Raw genomic sequence first — 15633 nt, forward strand, 5'->3', positions numbered from 1 at the left:
CTCCTGTCTCCTACCTCCTGCCACCTTATACACTAAGGAGTGTTGGTGATGATGAATCCGGCCAGGCAGCTCAGTTCAGAATCGCCTGTCCGAAATGTGATGATGCGCTTACAAGTATTGTGATGATGATACATGCCAGTAGGCTATGTGATGGGTTTTTATCACCATTCCTGGGGAGTTCTCATCACAAGTTCTCCCGAGTCCCCATCACCAGCGCCCAAAATTCCGCATCACAAGAACGAAGAAGGCACGACTTCCAACTCCGGTTTTAAAAATCAAACCCGATCCAGAAGTTGAACCCGTAGTAATACGATTCGCGGAAATCCCAGCGGCGCACCCACTCAAAATGCATGGGAACCCCAAAAAGGAACGCCTGGATGCCGAACCCGTAGGACGAGATCCCATCTTGCAACTGCAGACCACCGTCCGGCTTGAAGAGGCGGAAGTCCTGATCATTGTACCAGGCGCCGCCCAGGTCGAAAAAGAACACTCCGCGGACGGGACCAATCAGTCCCAGGGGAGTGGCGGCCAGGTGAATCAATGAAAAACGGAACTCCGCGTTAAAGTGGAATCCGTGGTTGCCGGTGATACGGGCGTACTCCGAGGAACGAATGGTGTTGTCGCCGCCCATCCAGAAGAGCATTGGGTTCTCTCCGCCTGAGGTGAATCCCCGCAAGCGGAATGCCAGCAGGGTCTGGGTATCCAGATGCAGGTACTTGCGGAAGTCGGCGGTCAGGGTATAGGCGTCTTGAAAAGAATCGCCTATATTAAGGAATTTCTGGAACGTGATGTCAAAAGTGTGCCCCATGAGGGGGCCGAAAGCGGCGAAGCGGGTGGTTTCCCCGGTAAGCGACAGGGTGAGTGGCATGGCGTAGCCGGAAAAATACTGTCCATAAGGCAATTTGCGCTGCAGGTAGATCAGGTCGGAATCCTCTTCCTGGCGGTAGAAAGAAGCTCCCGCCGTCAGGCGCGTGGAACGGCTGAATGGATACAGGATGCCGAGGTCAAGGCCGAAGCGTTTGCGCAAAGAGAAATAGGAACGGGTGGTATAGTAGTAGTAGCCGTCGTTCCAGGAAAAAAGGCTGGCATAGTACTGAAGGCGGTGGGTCAGGTTCATGTAGGACATGCGAAATGAACGATATCCGTACTGGGTGGCCAGGAACAGGCTCAGGTTGTGGTCGCCCATCAGGTCGCTGGCCTGGAGGTAGGTGTATCCCAGGAAGTTGCCGTCTGTGGAATAACCCACCCCGATATTCGGCAAAGAGTCGATATAGAGCTCTTTGAACGGCTTGTAGTCGCCTTTCTCTTCGATCTCGATTTCCGGGGTGCGGAAAGCCGGACCGAGCCGCGATGTGTAGATGGTTCCCCGGTCCGTGTCCTCGTCACCCTGGCTTGCCGGCGGCGACGGGTCCGGTAGGGGCTCCTGCTCCAGGCTGACGGCGATGTTTTTGCGATAGAGGGTAAACAAGCCTTTATGAAAAGATGAAATCACCACTTCCGCGGGGCTTCCCGGGATCTGGATGGGAAAGAAGTTGCCGGTGCGCACGTCGCTGTAACGGTGCCGAATGCGGGTGACGCGATCAATACCGCAGATGTTGAAGGCTTCCCGGTCGTCGGAACTAAAGTAAATGAACCTGCCGTCTTCCGAAAAGAAAGGGGAGATGTCATTGGATTTCCCCCGGGTCAACTGCACGGGCGCGGACAAATTGTTTAGCTTGGCCGTGTAGATGTGGAAGTGTTGCCCTGAGCGTGCCGAGAAAACGACTTCTTTGCCGTCTTTAGAGATGTCCAGCGCGCGGATGAAGAGGCTGTTGTCGGAAAGCGGGCGGGGAACGCCTTTTTCGATATTGATTTCGTAAATCCGGGCAATGGAGTCTTTGACCGCGGTGAACCAGATGGTGCGGTTGTCGGGCAAAAACGTGGGGGAAGAGGGGGCGTCGATTTCCGGTAGGGGCAACTGGGAAATCAAGTCTCCGCTGGCGGCATCCATGACCACCAGATAGTTTTTGAATTCCTTGCGGGCAAAGAACGCGAGTTTTTCTCCGCGGCGATCCCAGGTAAAGGATGGCCCATCCGCGGGATCGAACTGGTACTCAATGAAATCGTATCTTGACGTGAATCCGGGCGTGATATTTTTGATCACCTTGCCGTCTTTCATGGAGACCAGCACCATCTCCAGTTTGCGGCGTTTCATGTGGGCGGTCAGCACGGCCAGGAGTTCGCCGGTGGGCGAGATACGGTGGGAAAACGCGTACGCATAAGGGGGGTATTCCGGCCCTATGGGGAAGCTGTAATCTTCGGGGTTTTCGCGGTTCATGAAGTCGCGGAACCGGTCCCGGGCGAACTTCTTGAATTCAAAGTTGAACTCCTTGGAAGAGGTGCCGAAAAACTTGAAGGGGTCGCGCCGCTTTCCGAGCAGGGAACCGGGACGGATCGATTCCAGCAGGTTGCGTATGGCCCGTTTGCCATAGCGGTGTTCAATGAATTCGTATATAAGGTGTCCCATGTCGTAGGGAGTACGCCCGGTAGCGCTGGCGGACTTCAGGTTCCAGTCTTTCTCCAGTTCCGCGATGTTGTCGTTCAGCACGGAATCCCGCACGGTCATCAGGCTGAAGCTGTTCCAGTTTTCGGTGACGTATTCAGAGAAACCTTCCATGATCCACAGCGGCGGCGCACGCAGTGCCCTTGAGGAATGGGTCACTCCCTTGAACAGGATCTGAAATTCAAAGATATGCCCCAGTTCATGGGTAATGGTGCGCGCCAGTTCTTCGGGAGCCATATCGCCGTGACACACCACGCGCTGAGCCACGGGTTCGGCAAAGGCCTGAACCCCGATGGGCAGGAAGCCGGGGAAAAGATTGGTTTGCTCGAAATCGATGTGAGATCGGTAAAAAATAAGCGGGATTTTGTCTTCAACCTGGACGTTTAGAAACTTTGAGATGCGGCTGTAGGCGCCTTCAGCGGAGCGGGTGATAAAGCGAATCAGATCCAAACGTTCCGTATAGTAATATACGCGGAAATTTTCCGATTCCACGTACTGCCAGTTGAATTGGGAGAGCCTCACCTTGTTTTTTCCATAGTATCCGTATTGAGCGCAAAGACCGAGTGCGAAGGCCACAAACCAAACCAAAAAGACAGCTGTTTTGCCTTTTTTCATGTTCTTTACCTATTCCACAAGTAGAAAACGGTCGTGCCGGCGTTCCTCTGAAGTCAGCCGGTTGACGAAGCGGTCGGTGACCTGGTTGTACAATTTGCGGTAGTTGAACTCAATGTCGGTGTTCTCTACTCCTCGCAACTCCCGCGCGGTGGAAAATTCGGCCACTTTCTCTCCGGTTTGCGTATTGGTCAGGATCACATCCAATTGCATGCGCCAATTCTGAATGTCCTTGAACTTGCGAATGGTGTCTCCGTAGCGGCCGCGGGTTTCATCTATCACATTGCGGCGGTTGAATTTGGTCTCCAGGCTGCCCGTGATTAAAAGCGCGGGCCCGAAGGTGCCAAGGCGTGATGATTCAGGGGTTAGCTCCGGGAGGAGTTCCACCGGTTTCTGGATCAGTGTCGCCACATCCCGGGTAAAGAAATCCTGAATGTGAACGGTTGGCGCGTAGTTTTCCGGCTCCACGATTTCCTTGAATTCTCCCAGAATAATACGGGAGTATTGTCTGAATGGCAGGGGTTCTTCCAGGGGCATGGGCACGGAAACGCGCACAAACCGATCCATGCATCCGCTCACGGCGATAAAGAGAATCAGGCTAGCGCCCAGTACCCGTTTCCGGGGAAGATTGTTGCGGTTTTTCATCTTGATCCTCCGGTTCGCTTGAGTCCGGGTTTTTGAAGCGGTTGAAATTGCGCTGGATCATCGTGTTGTTTGGAGCCAACGCCAATGCTTTGCGGTACAATTTTTCCGCCTGTTCGCGTTTGCCCAATTGTTCCATGGCAACAGCCAGGTTGTTGAGCAGTGCCGGGGACTCCGGGTTCTCTCTCAATTGTTTTTCCCAGCGGTAACGGGCTTCGTCCCACAGGTCTTCTTCCGCCAACCGGTTCGCGAATTGCATTTCTGTGCGCGGGGTCGGGACGGAACAGGCCGTGGCCAGTAACAATACGGCAATCAACAAGGTGACGCTTTTCACATTCACCTCCGGTCTTTATTCTTTCAGGTGCGCCTTGCTGTCATTATAACTCAAAACAGACAGATTTCTCTTTTCGCCTTTTTCGTAGCATGGCAATTGCCGTTGATTGGACGTGTTCCCGCCCCATTTGGATGACAGGGGTGGAGTCGTCGGCAAGCTTGAGATATAATCAAACAATGGCTGTGCGCGGATTGGGAATGGACATGGTTGAGGTCCGGCGTGTACGGGAGGCCCTGGAGCGCAATCCCCGTTTTGCTGAGAGGCTCTTTACCGCGGATGAGATCAGCTATTGTGAATCGATGGCCAGGCGGGAAATCCACTATGCCGCTCGGTTCGCGGCCAAGGAAGCGTTCTTTAAAGCTTTGGGAACCGGCTGGCGGCTGGGAATGGGCTGGCATGAAGTGGAAGTCCGCCACGATCCGCTGGGCAGGCCGGAATTGGCGCTGACGGGCAGGACGGCCGTGGAATTTCAACGCCGCAACCTGTGCCACTTGCACCTGTCAATCTCTCATGAGCGCAACCAGGCGGTGGCGGTTGTGGTGGTTGAGTAATGTGATCGCAATCCCCGGGCCAATTCATTACAATGGCCGCGGACAGCCGGTTTGAGGTGAATCAATGAAGCATTTTCAACTGAGATCCCAGACTCTGGATCAAGTTGCCGTGATCTACCCGCGTGGTCACCTGGACGCCCATCACGTGGAGCGTTTTGAGCAGGAGATCCGGCGCATTTTGGAAAACGGAGTCCTGCGGATTGTGATCAACTGCGAGAACCTGGACTATATCAGTTCCGCCGGAATGGGCGTTATTATGGGATACCTGGATGAAATCCGGGAAAAGGGGGGAGACATCAAACTCTGTTGCGTCAACAGCCAGGTGTACGATATCTTTGACCTGGTGGGTTTTACCGATATCTACGATTTTTTAAAGGACGAGAATACGGCCCTTCAGGCGTTTGCATAGTATGTTTAAAGCTGAAGCGGATCTGATTGCCACCATCCCATCCAGCACGGAACTGCTGAAAATGGTGGTGGAGTTGACCCGGCATGTGGTCGGAATCCTTGAGTTCCCCGACAAGGAAGTCCAACAGATCGCTTTGGCTGTTGACGAGGCAATCACCAATGTGATCAAACACTCTTACCGCTATGAGAAGGGCCGGGATATCCGCATCGAGTTTTTTACCGCGCAGGCCGGGTTGAAGATCCGCATCATCTATGCCGGCATTGCCCCCGAGCTGGATCCGGCGACGGTGAGCGTTGAGCGGCTGATCAAACAGAAACGCAAGGGCGGATTGGGCGTTCAGCTGATGCGCAAAATCATGGACTCCGTGGAATACTCTACCAGCAACGGACTTAACATCTGTGAAATGATCAAATGGAAGAAGCGGGAAACGGTCGGCTGATCCGCGAGCTCAAGCTCAAGCGCCTGCAATTCAATTCCATATCGGAGTTCTCTTCCACCCTCTATTCCTCTTTTGATATCGACCATATTATCAGGGTCTTTTTCTCTACCATCATGGGCCAGCTGGGGGTTTCTCGTATTTTTCTTTACGATCGGGAGAACGACATATTCCGCAAGCGCGGTTTTTCCTTATCCGGAGAGAAAGAAGCCCCATTCGCTATCGGGTTGAATGGATTAAAACTGAAAAAAGAAGTTCAGCGGGTAGAGGAGTTGCCGGAGAAAACAGCGGTCCGGGAAAAACTGCTGAAATTCCGGATTCATTACCTGATTCGGGTTGAGTCTGGAGGGGAAACCGTGGTCATGGGTTTGGGTTTGCGTTTCAATCGCCATGACCTCGGCAGCGAAGACCTGGACCTGGCTGCTTTTGTCGCCCGCTTTGCCATGATTGCCGTCAACAACACCATCATGGTCAACCGCATCATAGAAAGCCAGCGTATTGAGCACGAGATCGGTATCGCACGCGATATCCAGCATTCCCTGCTGCCACAAGAGATCCCCCCGCTGGAAAATTTTGACCTTTGTGTTGAGTACCGCCCCATTCACGAAGTGGGAGGGGATTACTACGATATCCTGCGACGACGCCGGGACGGTTGCCCCATCCTGATCGCCGACGTTGAAGGCAAGGGGTTGCCGGCGGCTTTGCTGGCCGCGTCTTCACAAGCGGTTTTTCACGTGGTAAACGACCTTTTTCTTTCGTCTTCTTCGCGGTTTATGGCCAAAGCCAATTCGCTGATCTGTGATTTCACCCATTGCAACCGTTTCATTACCGTGTTCTGGATGTTGGTGGACGGTGCGCGTCGCCGGGTAACCTATGTCAATGCCGGTCATGAACCACCTTTCCGGGTTGATGCCCGGGGCCGCGTTCACCACCTGTCATGCGGCGGATTTCTGGCCGGATTCATGCCGGACGCTGAATACGAACAGGAAGAGCTGGAGATGCAGCCGGGTGAAGTGATCGTTGCGTTTACGGACGGTGTGGTTGAAGTTGAAGACGCGGCCGGCAACGAATTCGGCCGCAAACGCTTGGAAGAGCTCACGGCCGCCAATCGCACGCTCTGCGCCCGGGATTTGACTGATCGTATCCTTGCCGAAATAGACGTTTTTGCCGGCGGTTGTGCCTACCGGGACGATTTCACCCTGCTTGTGCTCAAAGCGCACGAATAATGATATGTGTAAAGTTGAAGAGTTGAAAAGTTGAAGAGGGAAGAAGTCTAAAGGGGACAGATGACAGGAAGGCAGGATGCAGTTGGAGGGGTGGAAAGTGCTTTCGGGAATTCTACGGAACACATTGAAAAATCCCGAAACAAAAGATTCGGAGCATCTTACTGACTGTCCCCACCTGCACGCATTGTCTCAAACAGCATTGTCTCAAGCTTGACAAAACGCACGCTTTTCAGTAATATAAACTCTTACAATCGCAGGATTGAGAGGTAATTGTGAAAAGAACATACCAGCCGAATAACTTGAAGCGGAAAAAGACCCATGGTTTCCGGATACGCATGGCCGCTCGGGGGGGGCGGGCCGTTCTGAACAACCGCCGCCGCAAAGGACGCAAACGGCTGGCGTTGTAATGGAATCGCGCCGTTTGCCTCGTTGCCGGAGAATTCATCGCGGGGATGAATTCCGTTGGATGCTGAAGCATGCCCGCCGGGCGCGGAACCAGATTTTTTTTTGTACTACCTGCGGAGTTCCCGGCCTTATCACCGCTTTGCCGTATCGGTAAACCGACGGGTGGGTACCGCGGTACAACGCAATTATACAAAACGCGTCATGAAGGAGTTGTTTCGGCATCACGCTGGATTGCTTGAAGTTCCCTATGATTTGTGGGTTGTCATCAAGAAGCGGTTCAATCGTGATGAGAGAGATAAGGTTGAGCGTCTCTATGTCGACGCCCTGATCAACGCCAATTACCGCGAATGAAAGCTCTGTTACTGACTGTTCTGAAAGTGTACAAACGAGTCTTGTCGCCCGTCATGGGGCGGCATTGCCGGTTTGTGCCGACTTGTTCAGAGTACGCGGCCGGCGCCATTGAGCGATTCGGTGCCCTGCACGGCACCTGGTTGGCCCTGACTCGTTTGCTCAAGTGCCACCCTTTCCATTCCGGCGGGTTTGATCCCGTTCCCGAGAAAATTGAGGTGAGTCAAACATGGATACAAAACGACTGATACTGGCGATTGCCCTGTCGATTATCGTGATTTCGGTTTACCAGTATTTCCTGGGTCCGAAACCCCCGGTAAGTGGACCGGTGGAGTTGGACCGGTCCGCCGCTCCCGGTGAAACCGCACAGGCGTCCCCTGACGGCGCCGCCGCCGTCCCCGCGGAACGCGAAGCGCGCAGGAATGGTGATGTTTCTTCCCTGTTCGCCAGGGAAAAGAAAGAGGATCCCACCGACCCGGAAAAGAATCCCTTACCGCAGGTTGAGGCGGATATCCGCGGCGGAGTGGAAAGAGATGTCGTCGTGGAAAACGATCTCTTTTCCGCGGTATTCACCTCTCGCGGAGCGGCCCTGAAGTCACTGGTGTTAAAGAACTACATGGATGATGAAAAGAAACCCCTGGACCTGGTGGCCCGTAGCGCGGATCGTTTCAGTATCTACCCTTTCCATTTTGAGCCCTTTTCCGGGGACGAAATGTTCCGGCGGTTGAACAACGAAATATACCGGGTATCCAACCCGGCGCCGGTCCGCGTGGGCGCGGAAGGCCATGAAGTGGTTTTTGAATTTGCGGAAACCGCTGCCGGTATCTTCGTGCGCAAAACCTTCCGGTTTCAGCCGGATACTTTCGTGATTGATTTGGACATTCAGGTGGTGCGCAACGGCAAGATACTGGACGTGCCCCTGGTGTTCGGCCCGGACCTGGAAAATGAACGCGATCCCGACCGTGCCATGCAGGCGGGCCTTAAAATCGGCGCTTACGACGGTTCCGACATCACCTCGGTGGTGTTCGCCAAAGAGAAAGCCCTTCCCACCACGGACAACCCGAAGATCGAAACCGCACAGGGGGTGTTGAACGGCCACTATTATTGGACGGCCTATGAAACCACCTATTTTGCCGCTATTTTTGATACCTCCAGTAAAGATTCGGAGGTTCGCTGGAACCTGATCCGCGATCGATCCGATAAGGAGCAACCAATTCTTTACGCCTACATGACCGTGGTCAATCCCGGCCCGGTTTACATGGGGCCCAAGGATGAAGAAATCCTGGCCGGCATAACCGACCGGTTTTATCACGCCAACAAGGTTATTGAATACGGCTGGTTTGGATCAATCGCCAAGATCATGCTCAAAGGCATCAACCTGGTCCACGGTTTCGTGCCGAACTACGGTTGGGCCATCGTAATCTTTACTTTTTTCCTCAAGCTCGTGCTTTTCCCCCTCACCTATTCTTCCAGTGTATCCATGGCCAAGATGCAGACATTGCAACCCAAGATCAAGGCCATCAAAAAGAAATACCGCAATCCCAAGGATCCGGAACAGCGCCAGAAAATGAATGTGGAAATGATGGCGTTGTACAAGCAGGAGAAAGTCAATCCCGCCGGCGGGTGCCTGCCCATGCTGTTGCAACTCCCGATTCTATGGGGATTGTTTCGACTCCTGGCCGTATCCATCTCGGTGCGACATGAACCGTGGATCTTATGGATTCGCGACCTTTCTTTAAAAGATCCGTATTACGTTTTGCCGATTTTGATGGGGGTCACCCAGATCATTCTGCAGAAGATGACGCCATCCACCGGTGAAGGTATGCAGAAAAAGATGATGTACATCATGCCGGTGGTGATTACCATTTTCGTGGCCAATCTTCCCAGCGGCCTGACCTTGTATTGGGCGGTTTCGAACGTCCTTCAACTGGGACAACAGCGTTTTATCAACAAGTCGATTTACGCCCGCAAAAAAGAGGAAGAGCACCAGCAGAAAGCATTAAAACGCAGGAAAGGAACGAAAAAGAAATGAGTGAAAAAAAGGAGTTTTTTGCCCATACGTTGAAAGATGCCTTGTTGCAGGCCTCGATTGATCTTGGTGTGCCTGAAGAGGATCTGAAGTACGAGATCGTGACGGAAAAGACACGCTTTTTCGGCCGCCAGAAACGGGAGATATGCATCCGTGCCTGGGCGGTGGAAGAACAGGCGTTGCCGAATCTGGAACGTTTTGTGCAACGGATGCTTGACGCCATGGGTCTGCAACTGAAGTTCACTGTCCAGGAGTTCGATGGGCACGTCTTGGTGCATTTCACCGGGCGGGATTACCGTTTAATGCTCTACCAGAACGGCAACCTGCTCAATGCCGTCCAGTACCTGTTGAATCGCCTTTTCTCGGATGCCGTAGAGAAAAAGATATTCTGCGAATGCGAGAACTTCCGTCGCCAGCGTGAGCGCGAACTCACCCAATTGGCCCATCGATTTGCCAGGGAAGTAAAGAGCGCCGGACAACCGTTGGAACTAAAAGAACTCAACCCCTTTGAGCGACGCATTGTGCATATGACCATCAACAAGTACGCTGACCTGGAATCGATCAGCAACGGTGACAACTTCCTGAAAATCATCACCATCCGTCCCAAGTGACGCAAGAAGTCGATCCCTGGCTGGATAGTGACACCATCGTGGCATTGTCCACGCCGCCGGGGATCGGGGGGCTTGCGGTAGTACGGATTTCCGGGCCGCGGGCATTAGCATCGGTCCGGTCTTGCGCCCCCGGTCTGCCCCGGGTCCCGCCGGTCCGCCATGCCGGCCTGGTCGAGTTGAAAATCCGCGGAGAGCTTCTGGATCGCGGCTTGGTGACGGTTTTTTCTGCGCCAAAGTCTTATACAGGCGAAGATGTGGTGGAGATTTCGTTACATGGATCCCCGGTTCTGGTGGATCGGTTGATCGCGGCCTTGTGTGCGGCCGGCGCACGCCGGGCGCAGCCGGGGGAATTCACCTTGCGGGCTTTTCGCAGTGGACGCATGGATCTCATGCAGGCGGAAGCCGTAAACGAGTTGATCCATTCCCGAACTGTGGAGGGCGCCCGCATGGCGTTTTCCTCTATGGAGGGGGCGTTGTCGCGGCGCATGCAACGCTTGCGCACACACCTGGTGGAACTGGGGGCGGTACTGGAAACCGAGATCGAATTTGGCGAAGATCAGCATATCGGGGAGGTTGTGGATGCGGGCGCAGTGAAATCCGCTTTGAACGAAATCCATTTGATTCTTGAACATGCCCGCTTCAACGAGATTCTCAGTCGCGGATTGAAGGTGGTAATCGCCGGGCGTGTCAACGTGGGGAAATCCACCCTTTTCAACGCCCTGCTGGGGCATGATCGTGCGCTCGTCTCTTCACAACCCGGCACCACCCGGGATTTTTTAACCGACACCCTCTACATTGATGGTTTCCCAGTGGACTTGACGGATGTGGCCGGCTGGGACGCCGGGCCTCAGAATGAACTGGAATCCAGAGGAATCCGCCGCGGTGTTGAGCGCCTGAACTCGGGAGACGTTGTGCTTTTCCTGGTGGACGCATCGCAGCCGCTGACCGAGGCGGACCATGAGGTGGACACATTGACCGCCGCGCACTGCCGGCTGGTGGTGGCAACCAAGATGGATCGGGCTGATGCCGGTACCCTGGAGCGGATTCGCAAACGCTATGCCCGAGAAGAATATTGTGAAGCAAGTGCACTGGGTGAGCCCGACTTGCCTGAAATCCGGGATTACCTGCGGCGCCGCGTGCATGGATTGACCCACAGAAAGAGCGACTTTGCCGTGTCCGCGCGACAACGGGAGTTGCTGCGTGAGTTAAAAGAGCGGTTAACCCGGATTTGTGGCGGTCTGGAAAACACAAAACCCGAAGCGGAGTTGCTGGCCGAGGAGTTGCGCCAGGCGATGGACTGCATCGGTCTTTTGACCGGTGGAATCACATCCGCGGATGTTCTGAACGCGGTGTTCTCCCGCTTTTGTATCGGTAAATAGCCATGGAACGGCCTGAAACCCTGGTGGTGATCGGCGGCGGTCACGCGGGCGTTGAGGCCGCGGCGGCCGCGGCCAGGATGGGAATCTCCACGGTGCTGGTCACCCAGCAATTGGAGAGCATTGGCCAGATGTCCTGCAACCCGTCGATTGGGGGTATTGCCAAGGGACATCTGGTACACGAAATTGACGTGTTCGGCGGCATCATGCCACGGGCCGCCGATGATACCGGCATCCATTTCAAGGTACTGAACCGCAGCCGGGGGCCGGCGGTGCGGGCGACCCGTACCCAGAACGATCGCAATGCCTACCGGGAAGTGGTTCGGCGCAGACTGGAACGTATTCCGAACCTGTCTTTGTACCAGGCAACCGTGCGTGAACTGGTGGTGCGCAAGAATAAAGTGGTGGCGGTGCGATTGCAGGAAGGGGATGAAATCAACTGCGGGGCCGTGTTGGTGGCGGCCGGCACTTTTTTGGAAGGAAAAATTACCATTGGGGAAAATGTGTTCTCCGCCGGGCGGGCAAATGAGCCGGCATCCCTGGACCTGGCGCGGCAAATCCGCGAAATGGGTTTCGAGGTGCTGCGTTTGAAGACGGGGACCCCCATGCGCCTGCACGCGGATTCCATAGACTACGGTTCTTTTTCTCTCCAGCCCGGAGATGAACCGCCGCTTCCCTTTTCCGCGCACACGCGGCACAAGGTTCGCAATCGGGTGGTCTGTTACCTGGGCCACACCAATCGCGATGTTCACCGCGTAATTCGAAAGAACCTTTATCGTTCTCCGCTCTATTCCGGTCAAATCAAGGGCATCGGTCCCCGCTACTGCCCGTCCATTGAAGACAAAATCGTTAAGTTTCCGCAACGCGATGCGCACCACATTTACCTGGAGCCGGAAGGAGTGGATACCCGGGAAGTGTATGCAAACGGATTGTCTTCCAGTCTGCCCGTGGACGTGCAACGGCAATTTCTTGCTCTAATTCCCGGGCTGGAACATGCCGTAATGATGCGCCCGGCATATGCCATCGAGTACGATTCCCTCCAGCCCACCGAGCTCAAGCCCAACCTGGAGTCCAGAAGGGTTGCCGGACTTTTTTTTGCCGGCCAGGTGAATGGAACTTCGGGATATGAAGAGGCTGCGGCCCAGGGCTTATTGGCCGGAATCAACGCCGTGGCCTACATTCGTGGTGAACCGGAGGTCGTGCTGAGGCGGGATCAGGCCTATATCGGTGTGATGATCGACGACATCGTGCGCAAAGGGGTGGATGAACCATACCGCCTGTTTACTTCGCGGGCGGAATACCGCCTGCAATTGCGCGAAGATAACGCTTTTGAACGCTTGGGGGGTCTGGCCCGGAAACTGGGGCTGGTGGAGGAACGCCATTATCGCAAACAAATCCGGCGCTTGCGGCGCTTGCATGCCCTGGTGAGCAAAATGGCGAACAGCCGCGTCCATTTCAAAGGAGAAAGCCGCAGCCTAATCCAATTGCTCAAGCAACCGGAAATGGGATTCCAGCAGGTGGAATCATTGTGGAACGAACCCCTGCTCAAGCCCTTCAATCTAACGGATGCCTCCTATATTGAAGCGGTTGTGAAATACGAAGGTTATATCCACATCCAGAAAGAAGAAGCCCTGCGCCTGGCGCGGGTGAGGTCACAACCGATCCCCGGGGATTTGAATTACGCCGCGGTTGAAAGCCTGTCCACCGAGATCCGGCAGAAACTGCAACATGCCCGGCCCGTCACCTTGGGTGAGGCCATGGATATTCCCGGGGTTACGCCGGCGGCGGTTACGGCGATTCGTATTCACCTGGCACTTCAAGACAGGGGAAAAAAAACCGGGACGGTTTTGTAAATCGTCCCGGTTTGTTAATAAAGCTCAGTTTTCAATGGTACTCATCATTTTTTGCAGACGTTCCTGGGCTTCTTTAACCGCCGTGTCTTCGCCGTATTGCATCATCTTGCCCATGACTCCCATGAAGCGCGGGCCCAGGGACTCGAACCGTTCTTTGAACATCTCGAAGCTTTCCGGCAGTTCATTTCCCTTCATGCCCTTTAATTCCGGATGTGCCTCCATCATGGCTTTCATGCGCGGGGCCAGCGCTTCAATGCGGTCGGTATAGTTGTTGGTGGCTTTAACCACGTCATTGGCGCTTTCCGATTTCTCCATTTCATCCACATAATTTTCGGTTGCGGTCAGGTAATCTCCCGTCACGGCTTTGGGGTCGTTGCTTTTGCCCCCGCAGGCCTGGAAAGCCGGTAATGCCAAAAACAGCATGCTCACAATCAGAATCCGTTTCATGATCTCCTCCTTGTTGAAAACCGGGTAACCATGATTGTATGCTCTCCCCGTCAACAAGGCAAGCATCCGGAGACCAGGATTTGGGATAGAAATGTCCAGTGATGAGAACTCCAGTTTTTATCTTCCCCCTTGCCAATAGCCACTCGCCCTTAATTGAGTTTTCCTCATCCTTGAAAAACCGTTTTTTTGTGGGTATAATGGCTTTTCATGCAATCTCAACTGATCCGAATCCAGGGGGGAAGACCCCTTCGCGGCAGTGTGACTGTTGCCGGCGCCAAGAATGCCGCGTTGCCGGAACTCGCCGCCGCGCTGCTGACCGAAGATGCTTTGATGCTGAATAACGTGCCGGATGTGGCGGACATTCATGTCATGCTGCGCGCGTTGGAGGGTCTGGGGGCAGAAGCCGAATTCGATGCCGGCAAAGTTTCGCTCCGCCTTCCCTCTGTTGCGTCAAGCCTCGTTCCCCCGGAAATTGTTCGGACCAGCCGCGCTTCGATTCTCTTACTTGGCCCTTTGTTGGCAAGAGCCGGCGAAGCCAGGGTCTCTCTCCCCGGCGGTTGTCCCATCGGCGACAGGAAGTTCGATTTTCACCTGATTGGATTGGAGCGCATGGGGGCTGAGATCCGTATTGAAAAAGATCATATAGTCGGCCGCACTCAGAGGCTGAAAGGCATCGACTTCAGTTTTCCGGGCGTTACGGTTACGGGAACGGAAAATCTTCTCATGGCCGCCGTACTGGCTGAAGGTGACACGCAGTTGCGTAACTGCGCCCGTGAGCCCGAGGTGGAAGACCTGATCACCCTGCTGCGTTCCATGGGGGCTCGAATCGAGAGCGATGACGGTGGACGTTGCCTGCGGGTTCGGGGAACCGGACGCCTTTGCGGTGCATCTCACCGCGTGATCGCCGATCGCATTGAAATGGGGACCTACCTGATCGCCGGAGCCCTGGGAGAGAATGACATTACCGTGAAAGGCGGAGATCCCGGTCATGTCATGAGCCTGTTGGGCACATTGGAGCGGGCGCAAATCCCGTGGATACAGGATGAAAACGGTATTCGCGTCAGTGCGGCGGCCTCGCCTCGTCCCTTGGATGTGGAAACCCTTCCGTTTCCGGGGTTTCCCACCGACCTCCAGGCCCAGATGACCACTTTGTTGACCCAGGTTCCCGGCGTGTCTCGCGTAAAAGAAAACATTTTCGACAACCGTTTCCAACATACCGTTGAACTGTGTCGCATGGGAGCGGATATTTCCGTAAACGGTGATACCGCACAAATTCACGGTTCAACCCCCCTGAAGGGATGTTTCATGCGCGCAACGGACCTGCGGGCATCGGCCGCCCTGGTACTGGGTGGACTGATAGCTTCAGGTGAGACGGTTGTGGGGAATGCCAAGCAGTTGTTTCGCGGCTATGAGCGCTTGCCGGAGAAACTTGCCGGTTTGGGGGCGTTGATTCGCGTGGAGGAAAGTCACCATGGATGATTGTCTTTTTTGTCGCATTGCAAAGAGCGAAATGGGAACGGAGTTTGTGATTGAGAACCCGGACGCCGTGGTTTTTAAAGACATTTCACCCCAGGCCCCGGTCCACCTCCTGGTGGTTCCACGCCGACATGTGGCGGATATCACCGCGGCTTCCGCCGAATTGCTGGGCCGGCTTTTTCAAACCGCCAATACCGCCGCGGAAGTTGCTGGGTTAAAACAATTCCGCTATGTGATCAATACGGGCGCGGAAGCGGGACAGAGTGTTTTCCATCTTCACATCCACTTGTTGGGTGGGCGGCCCATGACCTGGCCGCCGGGCTGAAGTCTGCACCC

At 54.6% G+C, this 15633-nt stretch carries 17 protein-coding genes; 13 read left to right on the forward strand and 4 right to left on the reverse strand.

Going from position 1 to position 15633, the window contains the following annotated elements; all coding sequences use genetic code 11:
* Positions 1 to 268: 268 nt before the first annotated feature.
* From ENN40_06750 to ENN40_06760, 3 genes are read right to left on the reverse strand one after another with little or no spacing between them, the layout of a single operon-like run.
* A complete protein-coding gene (locus ENN40_06750; GenBank protein HDP95042.1) occupies positions 269 to 3157 on the reverse strand; it encodes a hypothetical protein in 2889 nt (962 codons plus the stop codon).
* A gap of 9 nt (positions 3158 to 3166) precedes the next feature.
* A complete protein-coding gene (locus ENN40_06755; GenBank protein ID HDP95043.1) occupies positions 3167 to 3799 on the reverse strand; it encodes a hypothetical protein in 633 nt (210 codons plus the stop codon).
* Positions 3753 to 4130 (reverse strand): tetratricopeptide repeat protein, encoded by a 378-nt coding sequence (locus tag ENN40_06760; GenBank protein HDP95044.1) that lies wholly within the window; start codon positions 4128 to 4130, stop codon positions 3753 to 3755. Before ENN40_06760 ends, ENN40_06755 begins: the two co-directional genes overlap by 47 nt.
* A 176-nt stretch (positions 4131 to 4306) precedes the next feature.
* Here ENN40_06760 and ENN40_06765 point away from each other — a divergent pair, with 176 nt between their 5' ends.
* The 11 genes from ENN40_06765 (at position 4307) to mnmG (ending at position 13374) form a co-directional block, all read left to right on the forward strand.
* Positions 4307 to 4681, forward strand: a complete 375-nt coding sequence (locus ENN40_06765; GenBank protein HDP95045.1) for a holo-ACP synthase — start codon at positions 4307 to 4309, stop codon at positions 4679 to 4681.
* Between the two features lie 64 nt (positions 4682 to 4745).
* Complete coding sequence (locus tag ENN40_06770; GenBank protein HDP95046.1) at positions 4746 to 5090, forward strand: anti-sigma factor antagonist; 345 nt, start codon at positions 4746 to 4748, stop codon at positions 5088 to 5090.
* Between the two features lies 1 nt (position 5091).
* Positions 5092 to 5529: an ATP-binding protein gene (locus tag ENN40_06775; protein HDP95047.1), complete on the forward strand. Its 438-nt coding sequence runs from the start codon at positions 5092 to 5094 to the stop codon at positions 5527 to 5529.
* Positions 5502 to 6752, forward strand: coding sequence for a hypothetical protein (locus ENN40_06780; protein HDP95048.1), 1251 nt, complete (start codon positions 5502 to 5504; stop codon positions 6750 to 6752). Before ENN40_06775 ends, ENN40_06780 begins: the two co-directional genes overlap by 28 nt.
* Before the next feature lie 272 nt (positions 6753 to 7024).
* Positions 7025 to 7159, forward strand: a complete 135-nt coding sequence (locus ENN40_06785) for a 50S ribosomal protein L34 (GenBank protein ID HDP95049.1) — start codon at positions 7025 to 7027, stop codon at positions 7157 to 7159.
* A gap of 49 nt (positions 7160 to 7208) precedes the next feature.
* A complete protein-coding gene (gene rnpA / locus ENN40_06790; GenBank protein HDP95050.1) occupies positions 7209 to 7508 on the forward strand; it encodes a ribonuclease P protein component in 300 nt (99 codons plus the stop codon).
* On the forward strand, positions 7505 to 7753 hold the full coding sequence (yidD, locus tag ENN40_06795) for a membrane protein insertion efficiency factor YidD (protein ID HDP95051.1): 249 nt from the start codon (positions 7505 to 7507) through the stop codon (positions 7751 to 7753). Before rnpA ends, yidD begins: the two co-directional genes overlap by 4 nt.
* A complete protein-coding gene (locus tag ENN40_06800) occupies positions 7735 to 9537 on the forward strand; it encodes a membrane protein insertase YidC (GenBank protein ID HDP95052.1) in 1803 nt (600 codons plus the stop codon). The genes yidD and ENN40_06800 overlap by 19 nt, the downstream gene beginning before the upstream one ends.
* Positions 9534 to 10145, forward strand: a complete 612-nt coding sequence (locus ENN40_06805; GenBank protein ID HDP95053.1) for a hypothetical protein — start codon at positions 9534 to 9536, stop codon at positions 10143 to 10145. Before ENN40_06800 ends, ENN40_06805 begins: the two co-directional genes overlap by 4 nt.
* Positions 10142 to 11524 (forward strand): tRNA uridine-5-carboxymethylaminomethyl(34) synthesis GTPase MnmE, encoded by a 1383-nt coding sequence (gene mnmE, locus ENN40_06810; protein HDP95054.1) that lies wholly within the window; start codon positions 10142 to 10144, stop codon positions 11522 to 11524. The genes ENN40_06805 and mnmE overlap by 4 nt, the downstream gene beginning before the upstream one ends.
* Positions 11525 to 11526: 2 nt before the next feature.
* A complete protein-coding gene (gene mnmG, locus ENN40_06815) occupies positions 11527 to 13374 on the forward strand; it encodes a tRNA uridine-5-carboxymethylaminomethyl(34) synthesis enzyme MnmG (GenBank protein HDP95055.1) in 1848 nt (615 codons plus the stop codon).
* 24 nt (positions 13375 to 13398) lie between these two features.
* Here mnmG and ENN40_06820 read toward each other — a convergent pair whose 3' ends face one another.
* Positions 13399 to 13821, reverse strand: a complete 423-nt coding sequence (locus ENN40_06820; protein ID HDP95056.1) for a hypothetical protein — start codon at positions 13819 to 13821, stop codon at positions 13399 to 13401.
* Between the two features lie 207 nt (positions 13822 to 14028).
* On the opposite strand from ENN40_06820, the gene murA reads away from it, so the two are divergent.
* Together murA and ENN40_06830 are read left to right on the forward strand one after the other, a co-directional pair.
* Positions 14029 to 15300 carry a UDP-N-acetylglucosamine 1-carboxyvinyltransferase gene (gene murA / locus ENN40_06825; protein ID HDP95057.1) on the forward strand — a complete coding sequence of 424 codons (1272 nt, stop codon included), beginning with the start codon at positions 14029 to 14031 and terminating at the stop codon, positions 15298 to 15300.
* The gene (locus ENN40_06830) at positions 15293 to 15622 is read left to right on the forward strand and encodes an HIT domain-containing protein (GenBank protein HDP95058.1); all 330 of its coding nucleotides are present in this window, start codon (positions 15293 to 15295) and stop codon (positions 15620 to 15622) included. The genes murA and ENN40_06830 overlap by 8 nt, the downstream gene beginning before the upstream one ends.
* Positions 15623 to 15633 lie beyond the last annotated feature (11 nt).

The sequence above is a fragment of the Candidatus Aminicenantes bacterium genome (genome assembly GCA_011049425.1).
Classification (GTDB): Bacteria; Acidobacteriota; Aminicenantia; order UBA2199; family UBA2199; genus UBA876.